Origin of the sequence: Streptomyces sp. NPDC051664 (genome assembly GCF_044453545.1) — a bacterium.
GTDB lineage: Bacteria > Actinomycetota > Actinomycetes > Streptomycetales > Streptomycetaceae > Streptomyces.
The window spans coordinates 147,643-169,351 of sequence record NZ_JBITCU010000004.1 but is presented as its reverse complement, the minus strand read 5'-3'; the positions used below and the strand labels follow the sequence as shown (position 1 = coordinate 169,351).

Sequence of the window (21,709 nt, the reverse complement as noted above, 5' to 3'; positions counted from 1 at the left end):
CGAGGCGATCAGTGGTGGCCGTGGCCGCTGGTGATCTCCTTGTACTCCTCGGCAGTGGGCTTTTCGATCTGGTTGTGCTCGCCGAAGTAACCCTTGCTGAGCTTGGCCCGCAGCCTCTGCATCGCGGGCACCTTGCGCTCGACACCGTTCTCGTCGACCGTCGGGCCGATCTCGACCGGCTTGTACTGCTCGTGCGCGGTGAGCGTGTGCAGCTGCGCGGGGTTGAGCGGCTCGTGGATCTCGACGAACTCACCGTGCGGCAGGCGCTTGATGATGCCGGACTCGCGTCCGTGCAGCACCTTCTCCCTGTCGCGACGCTGAAGGCCGAGGCAGATCCGCTTCGTGACGAGGAACGCCAGGACCGGGCCCACGAAGATGAAGATCCGGACGAACCACGAGATGGAGTTCAGCGAGAGATCGAAGTGCGTGGCCCAGAGGTCGTTACCACCGCCGATGAAGACGATGATGTACTCCGCGATCCAGGCGACGCCGAAGGCCGTCCGGGTCGGGGCGTTGCGCGGGCGGTCCAGGATGTGGTGCTCGCGCTTGTCCCCGGTGACCCAGGACTCGACGAACGGGTAGACCGCGATCACGGCCAGCACCAGGCCGAAGGCCATCAGCGGGATGAACACGCCCAGGACGAGCGTGTGACCCCACAGGTTGATCTCCCAGCCAGGCATCACTCGGATCAGACCCTCGGCGAAGCCCATGTACCAGTCGGGCTGGGCGCCGGTGGACACCTGGTCCGGGCGGTACGGACCGATGGCCCAGATCGGGTTGATCGAGGCGATCGCCGCGATGACCGCGATGACACCGAAGACCAGGAAGAAGAAGCCTCCGGCCTTCGCCATGTAGATCGGCAGCAACGGCATACCGACCACGTTCTTGTTGGTGCGGCCGGGACCCGCGAACTGCGTGTGCTTGTGGAAGAAGACCAGGATCAGGTGGCCGACCACGAGGCCGAGCATGATGCCCGGCAGCAGCAGGATGTGGATCGAGTAGAACCGGGCGACGAAGTCGCCGCCGGGGAACTCTCCGCCGAACAGGAACATCGAGATGTACGTGCCGACGATCGGCGTGGCCAGGATCGCGCCCTGGGTGAAGCGGACACCCGTACCCGAGAGCAGGTCGTCCGGGAGCGAGTAGCCCGTGAAGCCGGTGAACATACCCAGCACGAACAGCAGGAAGCCGAACAGCCAGTTGATCTCACGCGGCTTGCGGAACGCACCCGTGAAGAAGACGCGCATCATGTGCACGAACATGGCGGCGAGGAAGATCAGCGCGGCCCAGTGGTGGATCTGGCGGACCAGCAGACCACCGCGGATGTCGAAGCTGATGTCCAGCGTCGAGGCGTAGGCCTCGGACATCCGGATGCCCTGCATCGGCTCGTACGAGCCGTGATACACGACCTCGTTCATGCTCGGGTGGAAGAACAGCGTCAGATACACACCCGTGAGGATGATGATGATGAAGCTGTAGAGGGCGACTTCACCGAGCATGAAGGACCAGTGGTCCGGGAAGATCTTGCGCATGTTGGCCTTGGCCAGGGAGTAGATCCCGAGCCGGCCGTCCGCCCAGTCGGCCACCCGCTCACCGGCGGGCGCCTTGCGCTTCGTGTCGGTCGCAGTACTCATCCGCGCTCCCAGAATGCAGGACCGACGGGCTCTTCGAAGTCACCGAGCGCCGCGAGGTTGCCCTCGCTGTTCACACCGATCCGCAGCTGCGGAAGGGAGTGACCGGCCGGACCGAAGATGACGCGGGCGCCGTCGGAGAGGTCGAAGGTGGACTGGTGGCACGGGCAGAGCACATGGTGCGTCTGCTGCTCGTACAGGCTGATCGGGCAACCGACGTGGGTGCAGATCTTCGAGAAGGCCACGATGCCCTCGTGGGCCCACTCGCGCTCACGCTTGTCCTTGATGTTCTCCGGCTGGATACGGATGATCATCAGCGCAGCCTTGGCGATCTGCGTCTGGAAGTCGTGAGCGTCCTCCGTCAGGCCCTCGGGCATGGCGAAGGTCAGCGAACCGACGGCGACGTCCTCGGGACGCAGCGGCTCCATCGTGTTCATGTTGATGAGCTGCTTGCCCTTGGACCACAGGGTCTGACGGAGCTTCTTCTCCGGCAGCGGGCCGAGGTCGCGCAACAGCATCACGCCGGAGAGCGGCACCAGGGCCAGCGCACCGAACAGGGTGTTGCGGATCAGCTTGCGCCGGCCGAACGCGGACTCCTCGGCACCGGCCGCGAAGTCGGCGAGAACCTTCGCCTTGACCTCGGGCTCCGCCTCGATGGCGTGCCGGTCGTCGGCGACCTCTTCGTCGGACATCAGGGTGCGCGCCCAGTGGACGGCGCCCGCGCCGATCGTGAAGAGCGCCACGCCCAGGGTCAGCCCGAGGGAGAAGTTGAGCGCGCTCACATGGCCGAACGGCCAGATGAACACGATCTTGTCCACCGGGAAGATGACGTACGAGGCGATGAAGCCGACGGTCGCCAGCATGGACAGCACGAACAGGAACGCGACCGTGCGCTCGGAGCGCTTTGCGGCCTGTTCGTCGATGTCCTGGATGCGCGGCCGGTGGGCCGGCAGCCCCGGGTCGGCGAACGGGTCGTCCGCGCCCTCTACCGCGCCGTGCGCGGCTTCCTGCTCAGCGGGCAGGTTCTCTTCTGGAATCTTCTCTTGGCTACTCATGACTTCTTGGCCTTAGCGGTGTGGGCCGCGACCCAAACGGCAACTGCGACGAGTGCGCCCAGACCGAAGATCCAGGCGAACAGACCCTCGCTGACCGGACCGAGCCCGCCCAGCTTGAGGCCACCAGGGGTCTCGGACTCGGCGCTGTTCACGGTCTTGACGTACGCGATGATGTCCCGCTTCTGCTGCTCGGGCATCGTCGAGTCGGGGAAGGACGGCATGCTCTGCGGGCCGGTCTGCATGGCCTCGTAGATGTGCTTCGGGTCCACGCCCTCAAGGCTGGGCGCGTACTTGCCCTTCGTCAGGGCACCGCCCTCGCCGGTGAAGTTGTGGCACTGCGCGCAGTTGGTACGGAACAGGTCGCCACCCTTGGCGATGTCCGCACCGTCAGGGCTGACCTGGTCCTCGGTCGGCACGATCGGGCCGGCGCCGAGCGACGCGACGTACGCCGCGAGCTGGTCGATCTCGGCCTGGGTGTAGATGACCTTCTTCTTCGGTACCTGGGCACCCGGCTGCTGGGCCGGCATACGGCCCGTGCCGACCTGGAAGTCGACGGCGGCGGAGCCCACGCCGACCAGGCTCGGCCCGTCGGACGAGCCCTGACCGCCGGCTCCGTGGCAGCTGGCGCAACCGACGGAGTACAGCTTCTTGCCCTCATCGATGGCGAGGGACTGGGCGGTGTCGTCGGCCTGCGCCTTGCTCGCGGGCGCAAACGCGGCGTACAGCCCCCCGGTAGCCGCCAGCGCGAGGAGTAGTACGACGACCGCCGCCAACGGATGGCGTCGTCGTGCGGAGAGCTTTTTCACGGATTACCCCGGTGTCAGGATCTTCTGCGTCGATGCTGGATGTGGTTCGGGTTCGAGCCCGGTTACTTGATCATGTAGATCGTGGCGAAGAGGCCGATCCACACGACATCGACGAAGTGCCAGTAATAGGACACGACGATGGCAGCGGTCGCCTGTTCATGGGTGAACCTCTTGGCCGCGTATGTCCTGCCCAGTACGAGCAGGAAGGCGATGAGACCGCCTGTCACATGCAGACCGTGGAAGCCGGTGGTCAGGTAGAACACCGAGCCGTACGGGTCGGAGGACAGCGAGAGGCCGTCCTTCTTCACCAGCTCGGTGTACTCGAAGACCTGGCCTCCGATGAAGATCGCACCCATCACGAACGTGATCACGAACCAGGCACGGAGCTTCTTCACATCGCCCCGCTCCGCGGCGAAGACGCCGAGCTGGCAGGTGAGGGAGGAGAGCACCAGGATCGTGGTGTTCGTCGCCGAGAACGGGAAGTTCAGGGCGGAAGCCATTTCCTTCCAGTGGTCGGGTCCCATCACCGATCGGAGGGTGAAGTACATCGCGAAGAGGGCCGCGAAGAACATCAGCTCGGAACTCAACCAGATGATGGTTCCGACGCTGGTGAGGTTCGGTCGATTGACCGACGGGTGCGCGTGCCCGGTTTCTACTGTCGTTGCTGTCGCCACGACCGACATTATGTCGGTCGCTTATCCCGCCCTCACTCCGGGGGGTGCCGTTCGGTGTGTCAGCAGGGTGTGTCCTGCCCGAACGGCCCATCGAATCGGTGTCATTAACGGTGCTGACAGGCTGTCGGTCGGAGTACGATCCGCGCATCGGTTCATGCCCCGAGAGCCCCGAAGACACAGATGTCACGGAGGAACAATGCAGCCGACCGCCACGGTCCTGGTCTACAGCGACGATGCCAACACCCGTGAGCAGGTGAGGCTGGCCGCCGGTCGCAGGCCTGCGGCAGACGTGCCACCGGTGGAGTTCGTGGAGTGCGCCACGCTGCCCGCCGTCCTGACCGCGCTGGACAACGGCGGCATCGACGTGTGCGTGCTGGACGGCGAGACGGCCCCGGCGGGCGGCATGGGCGTATGCCGGCAGATCAAGGACGAGATCTTCCACTGCCCGCCGGTGCTGCTGCTGATCGGGCGTCCGCAGGACGCCTGGCTGGCCACGTGGAGCCGCGCGGACGCTGCGGTGACCCTTCCGGTCGAGCCGGTCGAGTTCGCGGACGCCCTGGCCGCTCTGCTGCGCAGCAGGCTCTGCGTACAGTCCTGAGTCCTGCTGCGGCCCGGGCCCGCGGTTCCGCCGCGGGCCGGACTGCTTCATGTCGCTTCGAGGGGCGGCGCACTCCCCTGGCCGGTCAGACCTCGGGGCGCAGGCGCGCCGCCTCCACCGTCGACCCGTCCGGGGTGGCGTTGTTCTGCAGGGCGCTGCCCTGCTGCCATTTGGCCCAGGACAGGTTCCAGTCGCCGTAGCCGTTGTCGAACGGCGTCATCGTGGCGCCCTGGCTGCCGACGACCGAGACGAGGTCGCCCTCGCGCACGGTGTTGAAGAACCACTGGGCCTGGGCGTTGCTCATGCCCGTACAGCCGTGGCTGACGTTCGCGTACCCCTGTGAGCCGGTGGACCAGGGGGCGGCGTGCACGTACTCACCGCTCCAGGTGACGCGGGTCGCGTAGTAGACCATCAGGTCGTACCCGTCGCTGGAATTCTCCGAGATACCGATGGTCTCCCCGCGCATGCGTACGGAGTACTCCTTGCTCAGCACGACCTTGACACCGTTGCGGGTGTCGAAGCCGGGCCTTCCGGTGGTCACCGGAATGGTGTTGATCACTTCTCCGTTGCGCTTGACCGTCATGGAGTGCGCGGCGGCGTCGGTGATGGCCTCGATACGGTCGCCGGTAGTGATCTTCAACGCCTTCGTGGGGGCTCCGTACAGCCCCTTGGTGACCCTGATGCCGGCCATGTTGCTGCTGACCTCGATCGCGGCCCGGGCCGGCCAGTACTCCTGCGGGCGGTAATGCAGGGTCTTGTCGTCGACCCAGTACCAGGAGCCCGTCACGGCGGGCGTGGAGCGGACCTTCAGCGCACGCTCCACGGCGGCCCTGGCGGCCTTGTCCTTGACCGGAGCGCTGAGTTCCGCCGTAATGGGCTGTCCGACGCCGTAGGTGCCCGCGTGCGGGCCGAAGGTGACATGCAGGAGCTTCTTCGCCGGGGCCGTCTCGAAGGAGAGCGTACGGCTGCCCGGGGCGCCGTCGTCGTCCTCGACGCTGACCCTGACGGTGTAGCGGGTGCCGGCCGCGAGCGGGACGGTGGAGTGCCAGCGCAGCCCGTCGGCCGAGAGTTCGCCCGCGAGATGGCGCCCGGCGGTGTCCACGGCGGCCACGTCCGTGATCCGGCCGTCGTCACCGCTGGCGGTGACTTCGAGGGGCTTGTCGGGATCGGCCTTCTTGTCGCCCTCCGGGGCGTTGGAGGTGATCTCGTCCGCCGCGTCGTACGGCTGTTCGGCGAGCGGATGACCATGTGGGCCGCCGCACGCGGTCGCCCCTGCAACCAGGGTCATGACCAGCAGCGTGCAGCTCACTACGGGGCGAATGCGCGGCGTGTTCATGGTCACCACGCTAAGAAGATTCATCAGTTTCAGCGCGCCGGGTGACTGCAAACGGGGGACCCGCCCTTCTCACATGAGAAGTGTGGGCCCCCCGTCAGGTGGAGCGGTGTCACTGGGTGCGGTTCTCACCGCGGTAGTACTCGAAGACCCAGCCGAACAGGCCGATCAGGATGACCGGGGCCGAGAAGTAGAGCAGCCACCATCCGAAGATGACTCCCATGAAGGCGAGGGCGCCACCGATGGCCAGCGAGAGCGGCTGCCAGCTGTGCGGGGAGAAGAACCCCACTTCGCCGGCCTCGTCCGCGACATCGGCTTCCTTGTTGTCCTGAGCCATGGCGTCGACCCGCTGCGCCGTGAAGGCCAGGTAGAAGCCGATCATGACGCTCAGGCCGAAGGCCAGGACGAGCGCGGTGGTACCGGCCGGCTCCTTCGACCACACGCCATAGGTGACTGCCATGGCGAGGATGAAGACGCTCAGCCAGAGGAACATCTTGCCCTGGATCTTCACTTGCCGGCCTCCTTGCCACCCGCGAGGGCCTTGTCAGCCTCGGAGTGATGCTCCAGCTGCTCGAGCGCCGAGATCTCCGGGTGGTGCAGGTCGAACGCCGGGGATTCGGAACGGATCCGCGGCAGGGTGAGGAAGTTGTGCCGCGGCGGCGGGCAGGAGGTCGCCCACTCCAGCGAACGGCCGTACCCCCACGGGTCGTCGACCTCGACCTTCTTGCCGTACTTGGCGGTCTTCCACACGTTGTAGAAGAACGGCAGCATCGACAGGCCGAGCAGGAACGAGGAGATCGTCGAGATCGTGTTCAGCGCGGTGAAGCCGTCGGCGGCGAGGTAGTCCGCGTAACGACGCGGCATGCCCTCGGCACCGAGCCAGTGCTGCACCAGGAACGTGCCGTGGAAGCCCACGAACAGCGTCCAGAACGTCATCTTGCCGAGCCGCTCGTCCAGCATCTTGCCGGTGAACTTCGGCCACCAGAAGTGGAATCCGGAGAACATCGCGAAGACCACGGTGCCGAAGATGACGTAGTGGAAGTGCGCGACGACGAAGTACGAGTCCGAGACGTGGAAGTCCATCGGGGGCGAGGCCAGGATGACGCCGGTCAGACCACCGAAGGTGAAGGTGATCAGGAAGCCGACGGCCCACAGCATCGGTGTCTCGAAGGACAGCGATCCCTTCCACATCGTGCCGATCCAGTTGAAGAACTTCACACCGGTCGGTACCGCGATGAGGAACGTCATGAACGAGAAGAACGGCAGCAGCACACCGCCGGTGACGTACATGTGGTGCGCCCACACGGTCACGGACAGGCCCGCGATCGCGATCGTCGCGCTGATCAGGCCGATGTAGCCGAACATCGGCTTACGGCTGAACACCGGGATCACTTCGGAAATGATTCCGAAGAATGGCAACGCGATGATGTACACCTCTGGATGGCCGAAGAACCAGAAGAGGTGTTGCCAGAGCAGTGCGCCACCGTTGGCCGCATCGAATACATGCGCTCCGAACTTGCGGTCCGCCTCCAGCGCGAAGAGCGCGGCGGCGAGCACCGGGAAGGCCAGCAGGACCAGCACACCGGTCAGCAGGACGTTCCACACGAAGATCGGCATGCGGAACATCGTCATACCCGGTGCGCGCATGCAGATGATCGTGGTGATGAAGTTGACCGAACCGAGGATCGTGCCGAAGCCGGAGAAGGCCAGACCCATGATCCACATGTCGGCGCCGATACCCGGCGAACGGACCGCGTCCGAGAGCGGGGAGTAGGCGAACCAGCCGAAGTCGGCCGCACCTTGCGGGGTGAGGAAGCCGGCCACCGCGATGATCGAGCCGAAGAGGTACAGCCAGTACGCGAACATGTTCAGCCGCGGGAACGCCACGTCGGGCGCACCGATCTGCAGCGGCATGATCCAGTTCGCGAACCCGGCGAACAGCGGCGTCGCGAACATCAGCAGCATGATCGTGCCGTGCATCGTGAACGCCTGGTTGAACTGCTCGTTCGACATGATCTGCGTGCCGGGACGGGCCAGCTCGGCGCGCATGAAGAGCGCCAGCAGACCGCCGATGCAGAAGAACGCGAACGACGTGACCAGGTACATCGTGCCGATCGTCTTGTGGTCAGTGGTGGTCATCCACTTGACGACGACGTTTCCCGGCTGCTTGCGCCGGACCGGCAGCTCGTCCTCGTACGAGTCGTCTGCTGCCGCGGCACCCTGAGATTCGTTGAGAATGCTCACAGTTTGTTCGTCTCCGCATTCCTGGCCGGGTTCGTCTGCTCGATACCGGCCGGCACGTAGCCCGTCTGGCCCTTCTTGGCCAGCTCCTTGAGGTGCGCCTGGTAGCGCTCCGGGGAGACGACCTTGACGTTGAAGAGCATCCGGGAGTGGTCGACGCCGCAGAGCTCGGCGCACTTGCCCATGAAGGTGCCCTCCTGGTTGGGAGTCACCTCGAAGGAGTTGGTGTGGCCCGGAATGACGTCCTGCTTCATGAGGAACGGCACCACCCAGAAGGAGTGGATGACGTCACGCGAAGTCAGGATGAAGCGGACCTTCTCGCCCTTCGGCAGCCACAGGGTCGGGCCCGGGTTGCCGTTCTGCGGGTTCCGGGTGCCCGGGACGCCGACGTCGTAGACGCCGTCCGCACCCGGCGGGAACTGCTTACGGAACCGGTCGGGGATGGCGTCGAGCTCCTTGGGGATCTCGTTGCCCGTGGCGGTCGAGCCGTCCACGTTCTCGATGTAGTTGAAGCCCCAGCTCCACTGGTAGCCGACCACGTTGACGGTGTGGGCGGGCTTCGCCGAGAGCGAGAGGAGCTTCGATTCATCGCGCGCGGTGAAGTAGAACAGCACCGAGACGATGATGAGAGGGACCACGGTGTACAGCGCCTCGATGGGCATGTTGTACCGGGTCTGCGGAGGAACCTCCACCTTGGTGCGGCTGCGCCGGTGGAAGATGACGCTCCACAGGATCAGGCCCCAGACCAGCACACCCGTGGCGAGCGCTGCCGCCCACGAGCCCTGCCAGAGGGAAAGGATCCGTGGTGCCTCTTCCGTTACCGGCGTGGGCATACCAAGGCGGGGAAAGTCCTTGTATGTGCAACCGGTGGCGGTCGCCAGGATCAGGCCCGCAGTCAGCACCTGCGGCAGCTTCCGCCGCATCGGGCGCCGCGACGAGCGGTCGGAGCCGTTGGGACTCACGTAGCGCCTTCCCGAGAGTCTCGCCCGCGCGTTCGGCGCGGCCGTCTCGTTGTCGGTCGCCGCCCTGACGCGGGCAGGGGTTTGGATGTTTATGCGGACCAAACCCTACTGGACGCTATCTGGGGTCGCGCGGGGAGGGTGCCCAACGCGCCGCCCGACTCCCCGAAGGGGTGGAATCCGGGCCTCCGGCCGCCATCTGACGGGCCCTCTCCTGGCTGTGCGACGGGGCCCGTCCCGACATGGTGGCGGTCGCGGGCTAGCGTGGACATGTGCCCTACTTCGACGCCGCGTCCTCCGCCCCCCTGCACCCGGTCGCCCACCAGGCGCTGCTTGCCGCCCTGGACGAGGGCTGGGCCGACCCTGCCCGGCTGTACCGGGAGGGGCGGCGGGCGCGGCTGCTGCTGGACGTGGCCCGGGAGGCCGCCGCGGAGGCCGTGGGATGCCGCCCCGACGAGCTCACCTTCACCTCTTCGGGGACCCGGGCGGTGCACTCCGCGATCTCCGGAGCACTCGCCGGGCGTCGGCGTGTCGGCCGCCACTTGGTGGTCTCGGCGGTCGAGCACTCGTCGGTGCTCCATGCGGCTGCCACCCATGAGGCACAGGGCGGGACGTTCGCCGAGGTGCCGGTGGACCGGGCGGGGGCGGTGAGTGCGGCCGCGTACGGGGAGGCCCTGCGCGAGGACACCGCGCTGGCCTGCCTGCAGTCCGCCAATCACGAGGTCGGTACGGAGCAGCCGGTGGCCGAGGTCGCGGAGCTCTGCCGGGCGTCGGACGTACCCCTGCTGGTGGACGCCGCGCAGTCGCTGGGCTGGGGTCCGGTGCCGGCGGGCTGGTCGCTGCTGGCGGCGAGCGCCCACAAGTGGGGAGGGCCTTCGGGGGTGGGGCTGCTCGCCGTGCGCAAGGGGGTCCGGTTCGCTCCTCAAGGCCCGGCGGACGAGCGGGAGTCGGGGCGGGCCGCCGGGTTCGAGAACATTCCCGCGGTCGTGGCGGCGGCGGCGTCGCTGCGCGCGGTCCGTGCGGAGGCGGCGGCGGAGTCCGTACGGCTGCGGGCACTGGTGGACCTGATCCGGGCGCGGGTGCCGGAGCTGGTGCCCGACGTGGAGGTGGTCGGCGATCCGGTGCGGCGGCTGCCGCATCTGGTGACCTTCTCCTGTCTCTATGTCGACGGGGAGACCCTGCTCCATGAACTGGACCGGGCGGAGTTCTCCGTATCGTCCGGTTCGTCCTGCACCAGCAGCACGCTGACGCCGAGCCATGTACTGAGGGCGATGGGGGTGCTGTCGGAGGGGAACGTCCGGGTGTCCCTGCCGGCCGGCACCACGGCGGAGGTCGTCGACCGCTTCCTCCGGGTGCTGCCGGGGGTGGTGTCAGAAGTACGGGAGAGGCTGGGCGCGCCCGTTTCGGTGGCCCCCTCCCCCGTCGCCGCCACGTCCCTGGTCGTCGACTCCCTGGGCAAGAGGTGCCCGATCCCGGTGATCGAACTCGCAAAGGTGATCGGAGAGGTACCGGTGGGCGGGACGGTGACCGTGCTCTCCGACGACGAGGCCGCGCGGCTGGACATCCCGGCGTGGTGCGTGATGCGTGAGCAGGAGTACGTGGGTGAGCAGCCGGCGGACCGCGGCTCGGCCTATGTGGTCCGCCGGCTGTCCTGACTACGCGAGGTGCGCGCGGACCTCGGTGGCGGCGTCGTGGCCGTACGCCTTGGTGAAGCGGTCCATGAAGTGGGTGCGGCGCAGGGTGTACTCCTGCGTGCCGACCGTCTCGATGACCAGCGTGGCGAGCATGCAGCCGACCTGGGCGGCCCGCTCCAGGCCGACGCCCCAGGCAAGGCCGGAGAGGAATCCAGCACGGAACGCGTCGCCGACGCCGGTCGGGTCGGCCTTCGTCTCCTCCTCCGGGCAGCCGACCTCGATGGTCTCCTGACCGGCCCGCTCGATCCGGACGCCGCGGGCGCCGAGCGTGGTCACGCGGTGGCCGACCTTGGCGAGGATCTCCTCGTCCGTCCAGCCGGTCTTGGACTCGATGAGCCCCTTCTCGTACTCGTTGGAGAAGAGGTAGGTGGCGCCGTCGAGGAGGATCCGGATCTCTTCGCCGTCCATCCGGGCGATCTGCTGCGAGAAGTCGGCGGCGAACGCGATGCCGCGCGAGCGGCACTCCTCGGTGTGGCGGAGCATCGCCTCGGGGTCGTCGGCGCCGATCGAGACGAGGTCGAGCCCGCCCACGCGGTCGGCGACGGCCTTCAGCTCGATCAGCCGGGCCTCGCTCATCGCGCCCGTGTAGAAGGAGCCGATCTGGTTGTGGTCGGCGTCCGTCGTGCAGACGAAACGGGCGGTGTGCAGGACTTCGGAGATCCGGACCGATCCGGTGTCGACACCGTGCCGGTCGAGCCAGGCGCGGTACGCGTCGAAGTCGGAGCCCGCGGCACCGACCAGGATCGGGCCGGTGCCGAGGAGGCCCATGCCGAAGCAGATGTTGGCAGCCACACCGCCCCGGCGTACATCGAGGTTGTCGACCAGGAAGGACAGCGAGACCGTGTGCAGCTGGTCGGCGACCAGCTGGTCGGCGAAACGGCCTGGGAAGGTCATGAGGTGATCGGTGGCGATGGAGCCGGTGACTGCGATGCGCACGGGGAGACTGCTCCTGCGGAGGTCGAGGGGAACGGGTGACTGCGCTCCCGGGACGGCGTGACAGTCCACGCTACCCGTTCGCCGCACTCGCCTTGAAGGGGGAAAAACTACCCGATAGTAGGGCTTTTATCCTGAGGCTCGCGGTGCCTACGGTGCGGACATGTCGAAGAACATCGCCCCGCGCGAGTCCGAGATCAGCCTGGCCGAGCTGCGTGGTGACTGCGCACGGATGGCTCCGCACTGGGTGGTACCCGCCGCGGTCGCTCCCACCCCTGTGACGCCGGCCCTGATTCACGGCGTGACCGTGCCGGCCGCGTCCGCACGGCTGATCGACTCGATGGCCGAGTACGGCGACTGAGGGCGGCGGCCGCTCGCACCGGACACCCCCCGGATGCCGCATCGGGGAACCGAGTGCTCCCGTGCTCCGTCCCACCGTTGTCCCCGACTCGCGGGACAGGCGATGACCGTGCGACGGTCACGGTGACGGCAACGCAGTCGAAGGAGCGATCCGGTGAGCACCGAGCGACCCGACAACGACGTGATCCGCCCCCGGCGGCGGCGGTCCCGGCTGGCCGTGGCCTCGGTGGCGGCAGCGGTGCTGCTGGCCGGGGGCGGCGGTGCGTACTGGGCCGCCACCGCGGCGGACGACGGGGGCAGCCGGTCGGGCGGCAGTGACGACGCCGCTCCCTTGCTCGCGCTCGACGAGACGCCGGGCGGCTCGGACTCGGACGGCCCGACGGCGCCCCCCGAGGGCATTGCTGTCGGCGAGCCCGATCCGGGTGGCGGCGGCGTGCTCTACCGCGCGGCCGGCAAGCTGCCCGACGGGCCGGATACGGCCGCTGTCCACCGCGCGAAGGGCACGGTATCGGCGGCGCAGGTGGCACGGCTGGCGAAGGCACTGGGCGTGGCGGGTACGCCGCAGGCCGAAGGCACGGCCTGGAAGGTGGGTTCCGACGGGGACGGCTCAGGTCCGCTGCTGCGGGTGAACAAGCAGGCGCCGGGCACCTGGACATTCGCCAGGTACGGATCCGGCGGGACGGACAACTGCGAGAGCACCACCGTGTGTTCCAGCAAGGACATGGCGCCGGGCGGCACGGGGTCGCCGGTGAGTGAGAAGGCGGCCAAGGCCGCCGCGGCGCCCGTGCTGAAGGCGGTCGGTCAGGACGACGCGGCTCTCGACGCCCGCCAGCTGATGGGCCCGGTACGGGTGGTGAACGCGAATCCGGTGGTCGACGGGCTGCCCACCTACGGCTGGGCGACCGGGATCCAGGTGGGCCCCGACGGTGAAGTGACCGGTGGCAGCGGGCAGTTGAAAGGCCTGGAGAAGGGCGCCGAGTATCCGGTGATCAGCGCGGGCGACGCGCTGAACCAGTTGAACAGGGCGGGCCGGGCGGACGCTTCGCGCAGCGGCATCGGAGGGTGCGCCACCCCCGTGCCGCTGGAGGACGGCACCCTGAAGTCGCCGGGGAACAGTTGCGGGACGCGGACCGGGGCGGAGCGCGGGACGACGACCGTGACGGTCGACAAGGCGGTGTTCGGCCTCGCGATGCGGTACGTGGAGGGCGAGCAGACGCTCGTACCGTCATGGCTCTTCTCGGTGCACCCGGCTGCGGGCGGAACGGGCAAGACGGTCACGCAGGTCGCGGTGGACCCGGACTCGCTGGCGAAGCCCTCGAAGACCCCGACGCCCCGGAGGACTCCGGACCCCGGCCCGGGGGACGATGCACGGTCCCAGCGACCGCTCATCTCGTACAGCGCCGACGGGCGGACGCTCGAGGTGGCGTTCTGGGGCGGGGTGTGCAGTACGTACGCGGCGAGCGCGACCGAGAGCGCGGACGCGGTACGGGTGACGATCACCGAGTCGAACCCCGACCCGAAGAAGGTCTGCATCATGATCGCCAAGAAGCTGATGCGAACGGTGACGCTGGACGCGCCGCTGGGTGACCGGAAGGTGCTCGACACGACGGGCGGCGTGGTGCCGCGCGGTTGAGGGGTGTACGAGAGAAGGCGATGGCCCCCGGGATTCCGGGGGCCATCGCCTTCTGCGGGTACCGCTGCCCGCTGTCGCCTTCGCGCCTCAGCTGAAGGAGTCGCCGCAGGCGCAGGAGCCCGTGGCGTTCGGGTTGTCGATCGTGAAGCCCTGCTTCTCGATGGTGTCGACGAAGTCGACGGAGGCGCCGCCCAGGTACGGAGCGCTCATCCGGTCGGTGACGACCTTGACGCCGTCGAAGTCCTTCACGACATCGCCGTCGAGCGAACGCTCGTCGAAGAAGAGCTGGTAGCGCAGGCCCGAGCAACCGCCGGGCTGGACGGCGACGCGCAGCGCCAAGTCGTCACGGCCCTCCTGCTCCAGCAGGCCCTTGACCTTGGCTGCGGCGGCGTCGGACAGGAGGATGCCGTCGCTCACGGTGGTGGTCTCGTCCGATACGGACATCTGCTTCTCTCCCGGGTTGTACGGACTGCTTGCCGACGTTGCAACCGTCGGGACCGCGGATTCATTCCGGGCCGAGCGCTTGCCTGTTCCTTTCATGCTCGCACACCGGTCCGGGAAGAGTCCGCCAGCGGCGGGCATCGCGGACCCGGGACGGAATGCGTCACATCGACGCGATCGGTGTCGTCAAAGTGACATGAAGCGGATATGATAGATAGCGTCAAATAGACGAAAAGGCTTCCCGGCGCAAGCCCCGGCTCCACTGGAGCGGCTTCGCCGCACTGACCGCAGAACAGAAAGGGTGCGTGACGTGACCACCGCCCAACCACTGGATGTCCAGCCGACACCCCTCGCCCTGCTGCTCCTCGGCCGAGATGCCGACCCCAGGAGCGAGCGCGGCGTCGAGTGCCCTGGCGATCTGCCCTCCCCGTCCGACCCGGACCTGGTGGAGCGCGCCCGCGCGGCCAAGGAGAAGCTCGGGGACAAGGTCTTCGTCCTCGGCCACCACTACCAGCGCGACGAGGTCATCCAGTTCGCGGACGTCACCGGCGACTCGTTCAAGCTCGCCCGCGACGCGGCCGCCCGGCCCGAGGCCGAGTACATCGTCTTCTGCGGCGTGCACTTCATGGCCGAGTCCGCGGACATCCTGACCACCGACGACCAGAAGGTCGTGCTGCCGGACCTGGCCGCGGGCTGCTCGATGGCCGACATGGCCACTGCCGAGCAGGTCGCCGAGTGCTGGGACGTGCTCACCGAGGCCGGGGTCGCCGAGCAGGTCGTCCCCGTCTCCTACATGAACTCCTCCGCCGACATCAAGGCCTTCACCGGCCGGCACGGCGGCACGATCTGCACCTCGTCCAATGCGAAGCGGGCCCTGGAGTGGGCCTTCGAGCAGGGCGAGAAGGTGCTCTTCCTTCCCGACCAGCACCTGGGCCGGAACACCGCGGTCCGGGACATGGGGATGACCCTGGAGGACTGCGTCCTCTACAACCCGCACAAGCCGAACGGCGGCCTCACCGCCGAGGAGCTGCGGAACGCGAAGATGATCCTGTGGCGCGGGCACTGCTCGGTGCACGGGCGCTTCTCGGTGGAGTCCGTCAACGATGTGCGCGAGCGCATCCCGGGTGTCAATGTGCTGGTGCACCCCGAGTGCAAGCACGAGGTCGTGGCGGCTGCGGACTACGTCGGCTCGACGGAGTACATCATCAAGGCCCTGGAGGCGGCGCCGGCCGGCTCGAAGTGGGCGATCGGCACCGAGCTGAACCTGGTGCGGCGCCTGGCCAACCGGTTCGCGGCGGAGGACAAGGAGATCGTCTTCCTCGACAAGACGGTCTGCTTCTGCTCGACGATGAACCGGATCGATCTGCCGCACCTGGTGTGGACGCTGGAGTCGCTGGCCGAGGGCAATCTGGTCAACCGGATCGAGGTCGACCCGGAGACGGAGAAGTACGCGAAGCTGGCGCTGGAGCGGATGCTGGCGCTGCCGTAGCCGTTGCGCCTGCGGGCGGGCGTTGTCCTCTCCCCACCCCCGCTGTACCCGAGACACGCAAAGGCCCCGGCACCGTCGAAACGGTGCCGGGGCCTTTGCGTGTCCTGCGTTATGCCTTCGCGGGCTCCGGCTCCTCGGAGGTGGTCTCCTCCGGCTGGGCCGGGGCGGACAGGCCCGCCTTCTTCGCCCGCTTGATCGCCTTCTTCTTCGCGCGGCGCTCCTTGCGGAGCTCCACCATCGCGTACAGCGTCGGTACGAGAAGCAGCGTCAGCAGCGTCGACGTGACCAGACCGCCGATCACCACGACCGCGAGGGGCTGCGAGATGAAGCCGCCCTCGCCGGTGACGCCGAGCGCCATCGGGAGCAGGGCGAAGATCGTCGCGAGTGCGGTCATCAGGATCGGGCGGAGACGGTGGCGGCCGCCCTCGACGACCGCTTCGACGATGCCCATACCCTGCGACCGGTACTGGTTGATCAGGTCGATCAGCACGATCGCGTTGGTCACCACGATGCCGATCAGCATCAGCATGCCGATCATTGCCGGAACGCCCATCGGGGTGCCCGTGACGACCAGGAGGCCGATGGCACCGGTCGCCGCGAACGGGATGGAGACCAGCAGGATCAGCGGCTGGACGAGCGAGCGGAACGTCGCGACGAGCAGCATGAAGACGATCGCGATCGCGGCCAGCATGGCCAGACCGAGGTTCATGAAGGCGTCGTTCTGGTCCTCGGAGACACCGCCGATGGTGGCGGTGGCACCGTCCGGCAGGTCCAGGGCGTTGATCTTCGACTGGAGCGAGGTGCTCACCGCGCCGGTGTTGTCACCGGTGGGCCGGGCGGTGATCGTGGCGGCGCGCTGGCCGTCGATCCTCGTCATCGAGACCGGACCGGGGACCAGCTTCACCTCGGCGATCTGACCGAGCTTGACCCGGCCGAGCGGGAGGTTCTTCAGCTCGTCCATCGTGGTGGCCGGGTGAGCGGACTTGACGACGACGTCGCGCTCGGTGTCGTCCATGATCGCCTTGCCGGACGGGGTGCCGCGCACCGCTCCGGCGACAGCCGCACCGAGCGTGGTCTGGTTGAAGCCGGCGGCCGCGGCCTTGGCGTTGGCCTTGACCGAGATGCGCGGGATGCTCTGCGCCAGGTCGCTCTGGACGTCGGTGACGTCCTTGAGCTCGGCCACCTCGGCCCGCACCTCTTCGGAGGCCTTCTTCAGGGTGTCCGCGTCGGCGGACTTCACCACGACGCTCAGGTCCTGGCTGCCGAAGCCGTCGCCCGCGGCGATGGTGGTGTCACCGATGCCGTCGAGCTTGCCGAGACCCTCGTCGATGCGCTTCTGGGTGGCGTCGAAGTCGGCCGAGTCCTTCAGAGTGACCTGGTACGAGGCCTGGTTGGATCCCGTACCGCCGCCGAAGGCCGCCATGAAGCCGGAGGAGCCGACGGTGACCTGGTAGTCCTTGACGCCCTTGTCGCCGTCGAGGAGCGTCTCGACCTTCTTGGCCGCCTCGTCGGCAGCCGCCAGGCTGGTGCCGGGGACCAGCTCCTGCTTGATGGAGAGGACTTCCTGCTCGCCCTGGTCGAAGAAGTTGGTCTTCAGCAGCGGGGCCATGCCGAAGGTGCCGAAGAGCACGGCGACGGCGATGACGATGCTGGTGATACGGCGCCGGGTCGCGAAGCGCAGCACCGGGACGTACAGCCGCTGGAGCCGGCTGCGGGCCTCCTTCTCCTCGGCCTTGCGACGGGCCTCGTCCGGGTTCTCCGTGCTGCCCTTGGGCGCGCGCAGGAACCAGAACGACAGGACGGGGACCACGGTCAGCGAGACCAGCAGGGAGGCGAGCAGGGCTGCGGTGACGGTCAGGGAGAACGACCCGAACAGCTCGCCGACCACGCCGCCGACCAGACCGATCGGCAGGAAGACGGCGACCGTGGTGAGGGTCGAGGAGGTGACCGCGCCGGCCACTTCCTTCACCGCGGCGATGATCGCGGACTGGCGCTCCTCGCCGTAGCCGAGGTGACGCTTGATGTTCTCCAGGACGACGATCGAGTCGTCGACGACGCGGCCGATCGCGATGGTCAGCGCGCCGAGCGTGAGCATGTTGAGCGACAGGTCGCGGGTCCAGAGCACGATCAGTGCGAGGACCACGGAGAGCGGGATGGAGACCGCGGTGACGAGCGTCGAGCGGAGCGAAGCGAGGAAGACCAGGATCACGATGACCGCGAAGAGCAGGCCGAGCGCGCCCTCGGTGGTCAGACCGGAGATCGCCTTGGAGACGGCGGGGCCCTGGTCGGAGACGACGGTCAGTTCGGCGCCTGCGCCGAGGTCCTTGCGAAGGTCCGGGAGCTTGTCCTTGACGGCGTCCGAGATGGCGACGGCGCTGCCGTCCTTGTCCATCGTCGCCATCACGGCGAGGCTCGGCTTGCCGTTCGTCCGGGTGATGGAGACCGCGGTGGCCGGCTCCTGCTTCACCGTGGCGATGTCACCGACGCGGACCGGCTTGCCGGGCTTGTCGGCGGCCGGGTTCTGACCGGTGACCCGCAGGTCCTCGATCTGCTGCAGCGAGCTGAAGGCTCCGCCGACCTGGACGGTGCGGCTCTTGCCCTGCTCGGAGAAGGAACCGGCCGGGACCGTTGCGCCGCCCGCCTGCAGGGCCTGGGCGAGGGATCCGGCGTTCAGTCCGGCGGCCGCGAGCTTCTTGTCGTCGGGGGTGACGGAGACCTGGAGATCCTGGACACCGTTGACGGTGACCTGGCCGACACCGTCGATGTCCTCCAGGGCGGGGACGACGGTGCGGTCCAGCTGGTCGGCGAGCGCCTGCTGGTCCTTGTCGGACGTGACGGCGAGGACGACGGTCGGGATGTCGTCCGTCGAACCGGCGATGACCTGCGGGTCCACGTCGTCGGGCAGCTGGACGCGGGCGCGGTTGACCGCCTGCTGGATGTCGGCGACCAGCTGCTTCGTGCCCTCGTCGCCGAAGTCGAAGGACGCCATGATGACGGCGTTGCCCTCGCTGGCGGTCGAGGTGACGCCCGTGACTCCGTCGACGGACTTGATGGTGTTCTCGAGCGGTTCGACGACCTGCTTCTCGACCACATCGGGAGACGCACCCTGGTAGGGGGCGAGCACCGACACCATCGGGAGCTCGATGGTGGGCAGCAACTGCTGCTTGAGCTGCGGGATCGCGATCGCTCCGAAGACGAGCGCGACGATCGAGATCAGCCCGATCAGGGCCCTTTGCGCGAGGCTGAATCTGGACAGCCAGGACATGGGTGGGTCTCTCTTCTGTGGCTTACGCGGCAGGTGGGCGGGTGACTCGGGGACAGACCCGGCCCAGCTATACGATCGCTCATCCGCCGGGGGGAAAGCGTCGGCCCCAGGGTCGCATTCTCATGCGGCGCATACCGCAGGTGGAGTACGCCCCTGCTCCACCTGCTACTCCACCCGAGGGCGCACCAGGCCTGATTCGTACGCAATTACCACCAATTGAGCCCGGTCGCGGGCACCCAGCTTCGCCATCGCCCGGTTCACATGGGTCTTGACGGTGAGCGGGCTCACGACCAGACGTTCGGCGATCTCGTCGTTGGAGAGCCCGCCCGCGACGAGGACCAGCACCTCACGTTCGCGACCGGTGAGCGCGCCGAGCCGCTCGGAGTATTCGGCGGCGCTCGGCCCCGAGCCGTCCGAACTGCCGCCCTGCGCAAGGAAGGTGACGATCAGTCCTTTGGTCGCGGCCGGGGAGAGCAGCGCCTCGCCACCCGCGGCGATACGGATGGCATTGAGCAGCTCATCCGGTTCCGCCCCCTTGCCGAGGAAGCCGGACGCGCCGGCCCGCAGCGACTGCACCACGTACTCGTCGACCTCGAAGGTGGTGAGCATGACGATCCGCACGCCTGCCAGCTCCGGGTCGGCGCTGATCATCCGGGTCGCGGCGAGCCCGTCCGTACCGGGCATCCGGATGTCCATCAGCACCACGTCGGCGCGCGTCGAACGCGCCAGCGCCACGGCTTCGGCGCCGTCCGCCGCCTCGCCGACCACCTGCATGTCGGGCTCGGAGTCGACCAGCACCCGGAACGCGCTGCGCAGCAGCGCCTGGTCGTCGACGAGCAGGACCCTGATGGGCGGTGTCATGGGCGTTCCCCCGTCCGGCCCGCCGTGCCCGGCGACTCCGGCTGTCCTGTGCGGGCCTTGACCGGCAGGATCGCATGGACCCTGAATCCGCCGCCGTAGCGAGGCCCTGCGGTAAGGGTGCCGCCGAGGGCGGTGACGCGTTCGCGCATGCCGAGCAGTCCGTGGCCGCCGCCGTCGGCGGCAGTGCCCGCGTCCTCGGCCCGGCCCGTGCCGTTGTCCAGGACCGTCACTTCGGCCGTCCCCCCGACCCGTATGACACTCACCTCGGCCTTCGCCCCGGGGCCCGCGTGCTTCTGCACGTTGGTCAGCGCCTCCTGGATCACCCGGTACGCGGCAAGATCGACGGCTGCGGGCAGCGGGGTCAGCCGGTCGGCGCACGCCACCTCGACCGGGAGTCCGGCTCGCCGGACCTTGTCCACCAGTTCCCCGAGGACCGCGAGGCCGGGGGCCGGCTCGGTCGGCGCCTCCGGGTCGCCGGACTGGCGCAGCAGGCCGACGGTGGCGCGGAGTTCGCCCAGTGCGGAGCGGCTGGCCTCCCGGACGTGGGCGAGCGCCTCCTTGGCCTGGTCGGGGCGCCTGTCCATGACGTGGGCGGCGACCCCGGCCTGCACATTGACCAGAGCGATGTGGTGGGCGACCACGTCGTGCAGATCGCGGGCGATCCGCAGCCGTTCCTCGGCGACCCGGCGGCGGGCCTCCTCCTCACGGGTGCGCTCGGCACGTTCGGCCCGTTCCCTGATCGCGTCGACGAACGCCCGCCGGGAGCGGACGGCGTCCCCGGCCGCACCGGCCATGCCGGTCCAGGCGAAGACCCCGAGGTTCTCCTGGCTGTACCAGGGGGAAGCACCGAAGAGCATCGCGGACGCCGCCAGAACGCTCATGGTCAGCAGGCCGACCCGCCAGGTGGTGGGCCGGTCGGTGGTGGCGGCGACCGTGTACAGCGCGATGACCGCGCTCATCACCACCGGGGCGGGCGGATCCACCAGCACGAACTCGACGATCGCCAGCACACCGGTGGCGGCGAGCACCGCCATGGGGTTGCGCCGCCGCAGCACGAGTACGGCAGCGCCCAGCACCATCAGGACCACGCTGGCCACCTCGGGCGTGCGGGTGCCGAAGCTGGGCCCGTTCGGGGCGTTCGGGTCGGTGAACGACCCGGCGATCATCGAGGCGAGCACGGCCACGGCAAGCGCGCCGTCGAAAGCGAGGGGATGGTCGCGCAGCCAGCGCCGAACGCGCAGGAACCCGGTTCCGAGGGTGGTCACGTCAAGCAACGGTACGGCGTGTCGCGCACGGATCCGGTCCGGTCGCCCCGGGCCCTTACGCAGAAACGCACCGATCCGGACGAATCGGTCCGGCGGCACGACGTACCGGTCCGGACAGCGCACTGCCCCGGGGCCGGCGGACCGGACACGGGGCAGAGCGCTTGCGTGCGGGTGCTGGAGCGGCTGACGTCAGCCGGGGATCAGCCCGTCGTCGCTGAGCATGTCGCGTACCTCTTCGAGGGTGGCGTCGGGCGACGGCAGGATCAGTTCGGACGGCTCCAGGGAGTCGTCCGGCAAGGGTGTGCCGAGCTCGCGCACCCTGGCGAGGAGCGCGTGCAGAGTGGTGCGGAAGCCTGGGCCGTCACCGCTCTCCATCTCGGCGAGCAGTTCGTTGTCGAGCTTGTTCAGCTCGGCGAGATGACTGTCGGCCAGGGTCAGCTGGCCCTCCCCCATGATCCGAACGATCATGAC

The 21,709-nt window shown here is 68.3% G+C and carries 19 protein-coding genes; 5 read left to right on the top strand and 14 right to left on the bottom strand.

Annotated elements, in window-relative coordinates; translation table 11 throughout:
• Positions 1 to 8: 8 nt before the first annotated feature.
• From ACIA8E_RS09795 to ACIA8E_RS09780, 4 genes are all read right to left on the bottom strand, one after another.
• Positions 9 to 1,634 (bottom strand): cytochrome bc complex cytochrome b subunit, encoded by a 1,626-nt coding sequence (locus ACIA8E_RS09795; protein WP_399296286.1) that lies wholly within the window; start codon positions 1,632 to 1,634, stop codon positions 9 to 11.
• Entirely contained in the window at positions 1,631 to 2,686 is a 1,056-nt protein-coding gene (locus ACIA8E_RS09790; RefSeq protein ID WP_399296284.1) for a Rieske 2Fe-2S domain-containing protein, read from the bottom strand. Before ACIA8E_RS09790 ends, ACIA8E_RS09795 begins: the two co-directional genes overlap by 4 nt.
• The gene (locus tag ACIA8E_RS09785; protein WP_313936919.1) at positions 2,683 to 3,492 is read right to left on the bottom strand and encodes a c-type cytochrome; all 810 of its coding nucleotides are present in this window, start codon (positions 3,490 to 3,492) and stop codon (positions 2,683 to 2,685) included. Before ACIA8E_RS09785 ends, ACIA8E_RS09790 begins: the two co-directional genes overlap by 4 nt.
• Before the next feature lie 62 nt (positions 3,493 to 3,554).
• Positions 3,555 to 4,175 (bottom strand): heme-copper oxidase subunit III, encoded by a 621-nt coding sequence (locus ACIA8E_RS09780; protein ID WP_030933584.1) that lies wholly within the window; start codon positions 4,173 to 4,175, stop codon positions 3,555 to 3,557.
• A 187-nt stretch (positions 4,176 to 4,362) separates the two neighbouring features.
• Here ACIA8E_RS09780 and ACIA8E_RS09775 point away from each other — a divergent pair, with 187 nt between their 5' ends.
• On the top strand, positions 4,363 to 4,764 hold the full coding sequence (locus tag ACIA8E_RS09775; RefSeq protein WP_030933587.1) for a response regulator transcription factor: 402 nt from the start codon (positions 4,363 to 4,365) through the stop codon (positions 4,762 to 4,764).
• Positions 4,765 to 4,849: 85 nt separating this feature from the next.
• On the opposite strand, the gene ACIA8E_RS09770 is transcribed toward ACIA8E_RS09775, so the two are convergent.
• The 4 genes from ACIA8E_RS09770 to coxB all read right to left on the bottom strand — a co-directional run bounded on the left by ACIA8E_RS09770 (position 4,850) and on the right by coxB (position 9,300).
• A complete protein-coding gene (locus tag ACIA8E_RS09770) occupies positions 4,850 to 6,124 on the bottom strand; it encodes an Ig-like domain-containing protein (RefSeq protein ID WP_399296281.1) in 1,275 nt (424 codons plus the stop codon).
• A gap of 85 nt (positions 6,125 to 6,209) precedes the next feature.
• On the bottom strand, positions 6,210 to 6,608 hold the full coding sequence (locus tag ACIA8E_RS09765; protein WP_399296279.1) for a cytochrome c oxidase subunit 4: 399 nt from the start codon (positions 6,606 to 6,608) through the stop codon (positions 6,210 to 6,212).
• Positions 6,605 to 8,341, bottom strand: a complete 1,737-nt coding sequence (ctaD, locus tag ACIA8E_RS09760; RefSeq protein WP_313936920.1) for a cytochrome c oxidase subunit I — start codon at positions 8,339 to 8,341, stop codon at positions 6,605 to 6,607. Before ctaD ends, ACIA8E_RS09765 begins: the two co-directional genes overlap by 4 nt.
• On the bottom strand, positions 8,338 to 9,300 hold the full coding sequence (coxB, locus tag ACIA8E_RS09755) for a cytochrome c oxidase subunit II (protein ID WP_399296277.1): 963 nt from the start codon (positions 9,298 to 9,300) through the stop codon (positions 8,338 to 8,340). The genes ctaD and coxB overlap by 4 nt, the downstream gene beginning before the upstream one ends.
• Before the next feature lie 269 nt (positions 9,301 to 9,569).
• Here coxB and ACIA8E_RS09750 point away from each other — a divergent pair, with 269 nt between their 5' ends.
• Entirely contained in the window at positions 9,570 to 10,952 is a 1,383-nt protein-coding gene (locus tag ACIA8E_RS09750) for a cysteine desulfurase/sulfurtransferase TusA family protein (protein WP_399296275.1), read from the top strand.
• Here ACIA8E_RS09750 and ACIA8E_RS09745 read toward each other — a convergent pair whose 3' ends face one another.
• The gene (locus tag ACIA8E_RS09745) at positions 10,953 to 11,927 is read right to left on the bottom strand and encodes a carbohydrate kinase family protein (protein WP_399296273.1); all 975 of its coding nucleotides are present in this window, start codon (positions 11,925 to 11,927) and stop codon (positions 10,953 to 10,955) included.
• A 160-nt stretch (positions 11,928 to 12,087) separates the two neighbouring features.
• Between ACIA8E_RS09745 and ACIA8E_RS09740 the strand changes: the two genes are divergently transcribed.
• Both ACIA8E_RS09740 and ACIA8E_RS09735 read left to right on the top strand, forming a co-directional pair.
• The gene (locus tag ACIA8E_RS09740; protein ID WP_399296271.1) at positions 12,088 to 12,285 is read left to right on the top strand and encodes a hypothetical protein; all 198 of its coding nucleotides are present in this window, start codon (positions 12,088 to 12,090) and stop codon (positions 12,283 to 12,285) included.
• A gap of 153 nt (positions 12,286 to 12,438) precedes the next feature.
• Complete coding sequence (locus ACIA8E_RS09735; protein WP_399296269.1) at positions 12,439 to 13,917, top strand: hypothetical protein; 1,479 nt, start codon at positions 12,439 to 12,441, stop codon at positions 13,915 to 13,917.
• Positions 13,918 to 14,004: 87 nt separating this feature from the next.
• Here the strand turns inward: ACIA8E_RS09735 and ACIA8E_RS09730 are convergent, their stop codons facing one another.
• Positions 14,005 to 14,361: an iron-sulfur cluster assembly accessory protein gene (locus ACIA8E_RS09730; RefSeq protein WP_030970782.1), complete on the bottom strand. Its 357-nt coding sequence runs from the start codon at positions 14,359 to 14,361 to the stop codon at positions 14,005 to 14,007.
• 298 nt (positions 14,362 to 14,659) lie between these two features.
• On the opposite strand from ACIA8E_RS09730, the gene nadA reads away from it, so the two are divergent.
• The gene (nadA, locus tag ACIA8E_RS09725; protein WP_313936925.1) at positions 14,660 to 15,847 is read left to right on the top strand and encodes a quinolinate synthase NadA; all 1,188 of its coding nucleotides are present in this window, start codon (positions 14,660 to 14,662) and stop codon (positions 15,845 to 15,847) included.
• A gap of 109 nt (positions 15,848 to 15,956) precedes the next feature.
• On the opposite strand, the gene ACIA8E_RS09720 is transcribed toward nadA, so the two are convergent.
• From ACIA8E_RS09720 to ACIA8E_RS09705, 4 genes are all read right to left on the bottom strand, one after another.
• The gene (locus ACIA8E_RS09720; RefSeq protein WP_399296266.1) at positions 15,957 to 19,112 is read right to left on the bottom strand and encodes an efflux RND transporter permease subunit; all 3,156 of its coding nucleotides are present in this window, start codon (positions 19,110 to 19,112) and stop codon (positions 15,957 to 15,959) included.
• A 165-nt stretch (positions 19,113 to 19,277) separates the two neighbouring features.
• On the bottom strand, positions 19,278 to 19,973 hold the full coding sequence (locus ACIA8E_RS09715; protein WP_399296265.1) for a response regulator: 696 nt from the start codon (positions 19,971 to 19,973) through the stop codon (positions 19,278 to 19,280).
• Positions 19,970 to 21,238, bottom strand: a complete 1,269-nt coding sequence (locus ACIA8E_RS09710; RefSeq protein WP_399296263.1) for a sensor histidine kinase — start codon at positions 21,236 to 21,238, stop codon at positions 19,970 to 19,972. Before ACIA8E_RS09710 ends, ACIA8E_RS09715 begins: the two co-directional genes overlap by 4 nt.
• Positions 21,239 to 21,427: 189 nt before the next feature.
• The gene (locus ACIA8E_RS09705) at positions 21,428 to 21,706 is read right to left on the bottom strand and encodes a hypothetical protein (RefSeq protein WP_030970777.1); all 279 of its coding nucleotides are present in this window, start codon (positions 21,704 to 21,706) and stop codon (positions 21,428 to 21,430) included.
• Positions 21,707 to 21,709 lie beyond the last annotated feature (3 nt).

Bases quoted from the DNA above. Each gene is read 5' to 3' on its own strand.
- ACIA8E_RS09795 (WP_399296286.1), bottom strand. From the start codon at position 1,634: ATGAGTACTGCGACCGACACGAAGCGCAAGGCGCCCGCCGGTGAGCGG.
- ACIA8E_RS09790 (WP_399296284.1), bottom strand. From the start codon at position 2,686: ATGAGTAGCCAAGAGAAGATTCCAGAAGAGAACCTGCCCGCTGAGCAG.
- ACIA8E_RS09780 (WP_030933584.1), bottom strand. From the start codon at position 4,175: ATGTCGGTCGTGGCGACAGCAACGACAGTAGAAACCGGGCACGCGCAC.
- ACIA8E_RS09775 (WP_030933587.1), top strand. From the start codon at position 4,363: ATGCAGCCGACCGCCACGGTCCTGGTCTACAGCGACGATGCCAACACC.
- ACIA8E_RS09770 (WP_399296281.1), bottom strand. From the start codon at position 6,124: ATGAATCTTCTTAGCGTGGTGACCATGAACACGCCGCGCATTCGCCCC.
- ACIA8E_RS09740 (WP_399296271.1), top strand. From the start codon at position 12,088: ATGTCGAAGAACATCGCCCCGCGCGAGTCCGAGATCAGCCTGGCCGAG.
- ACIA8E_RS09730 (WP_030970782.1), bottom strand. From the start codon at position 14,361: ATGTCCGTATCGGACGAGACCACCACCGTGAGCGACGGCATCCTCCTG.
- ACIA8E_RS09720 (WP_399296266.1), bottom strand. From the start codon at position 19,112: ATGTCCTGGCTGTCCAGATTCAGCCTCGCGCAAAGGGCCCTGATCGGG.
- ACIA8E_RS09715 (WP_399296265.1), bottom strand. From the start codon at position 19,973: ATGACACCGCCCATCAGGGTCCTGCTCGTCGACGACCAGGCGCTGCTG.
- ACIA8E_RS09705 (WP_030970777.1), bottom strand. From the start codon at position 21,706: ATGATCGTTCGGATCATGGGGGAGGGCCAGCTGACCCTGGCCGACAGT.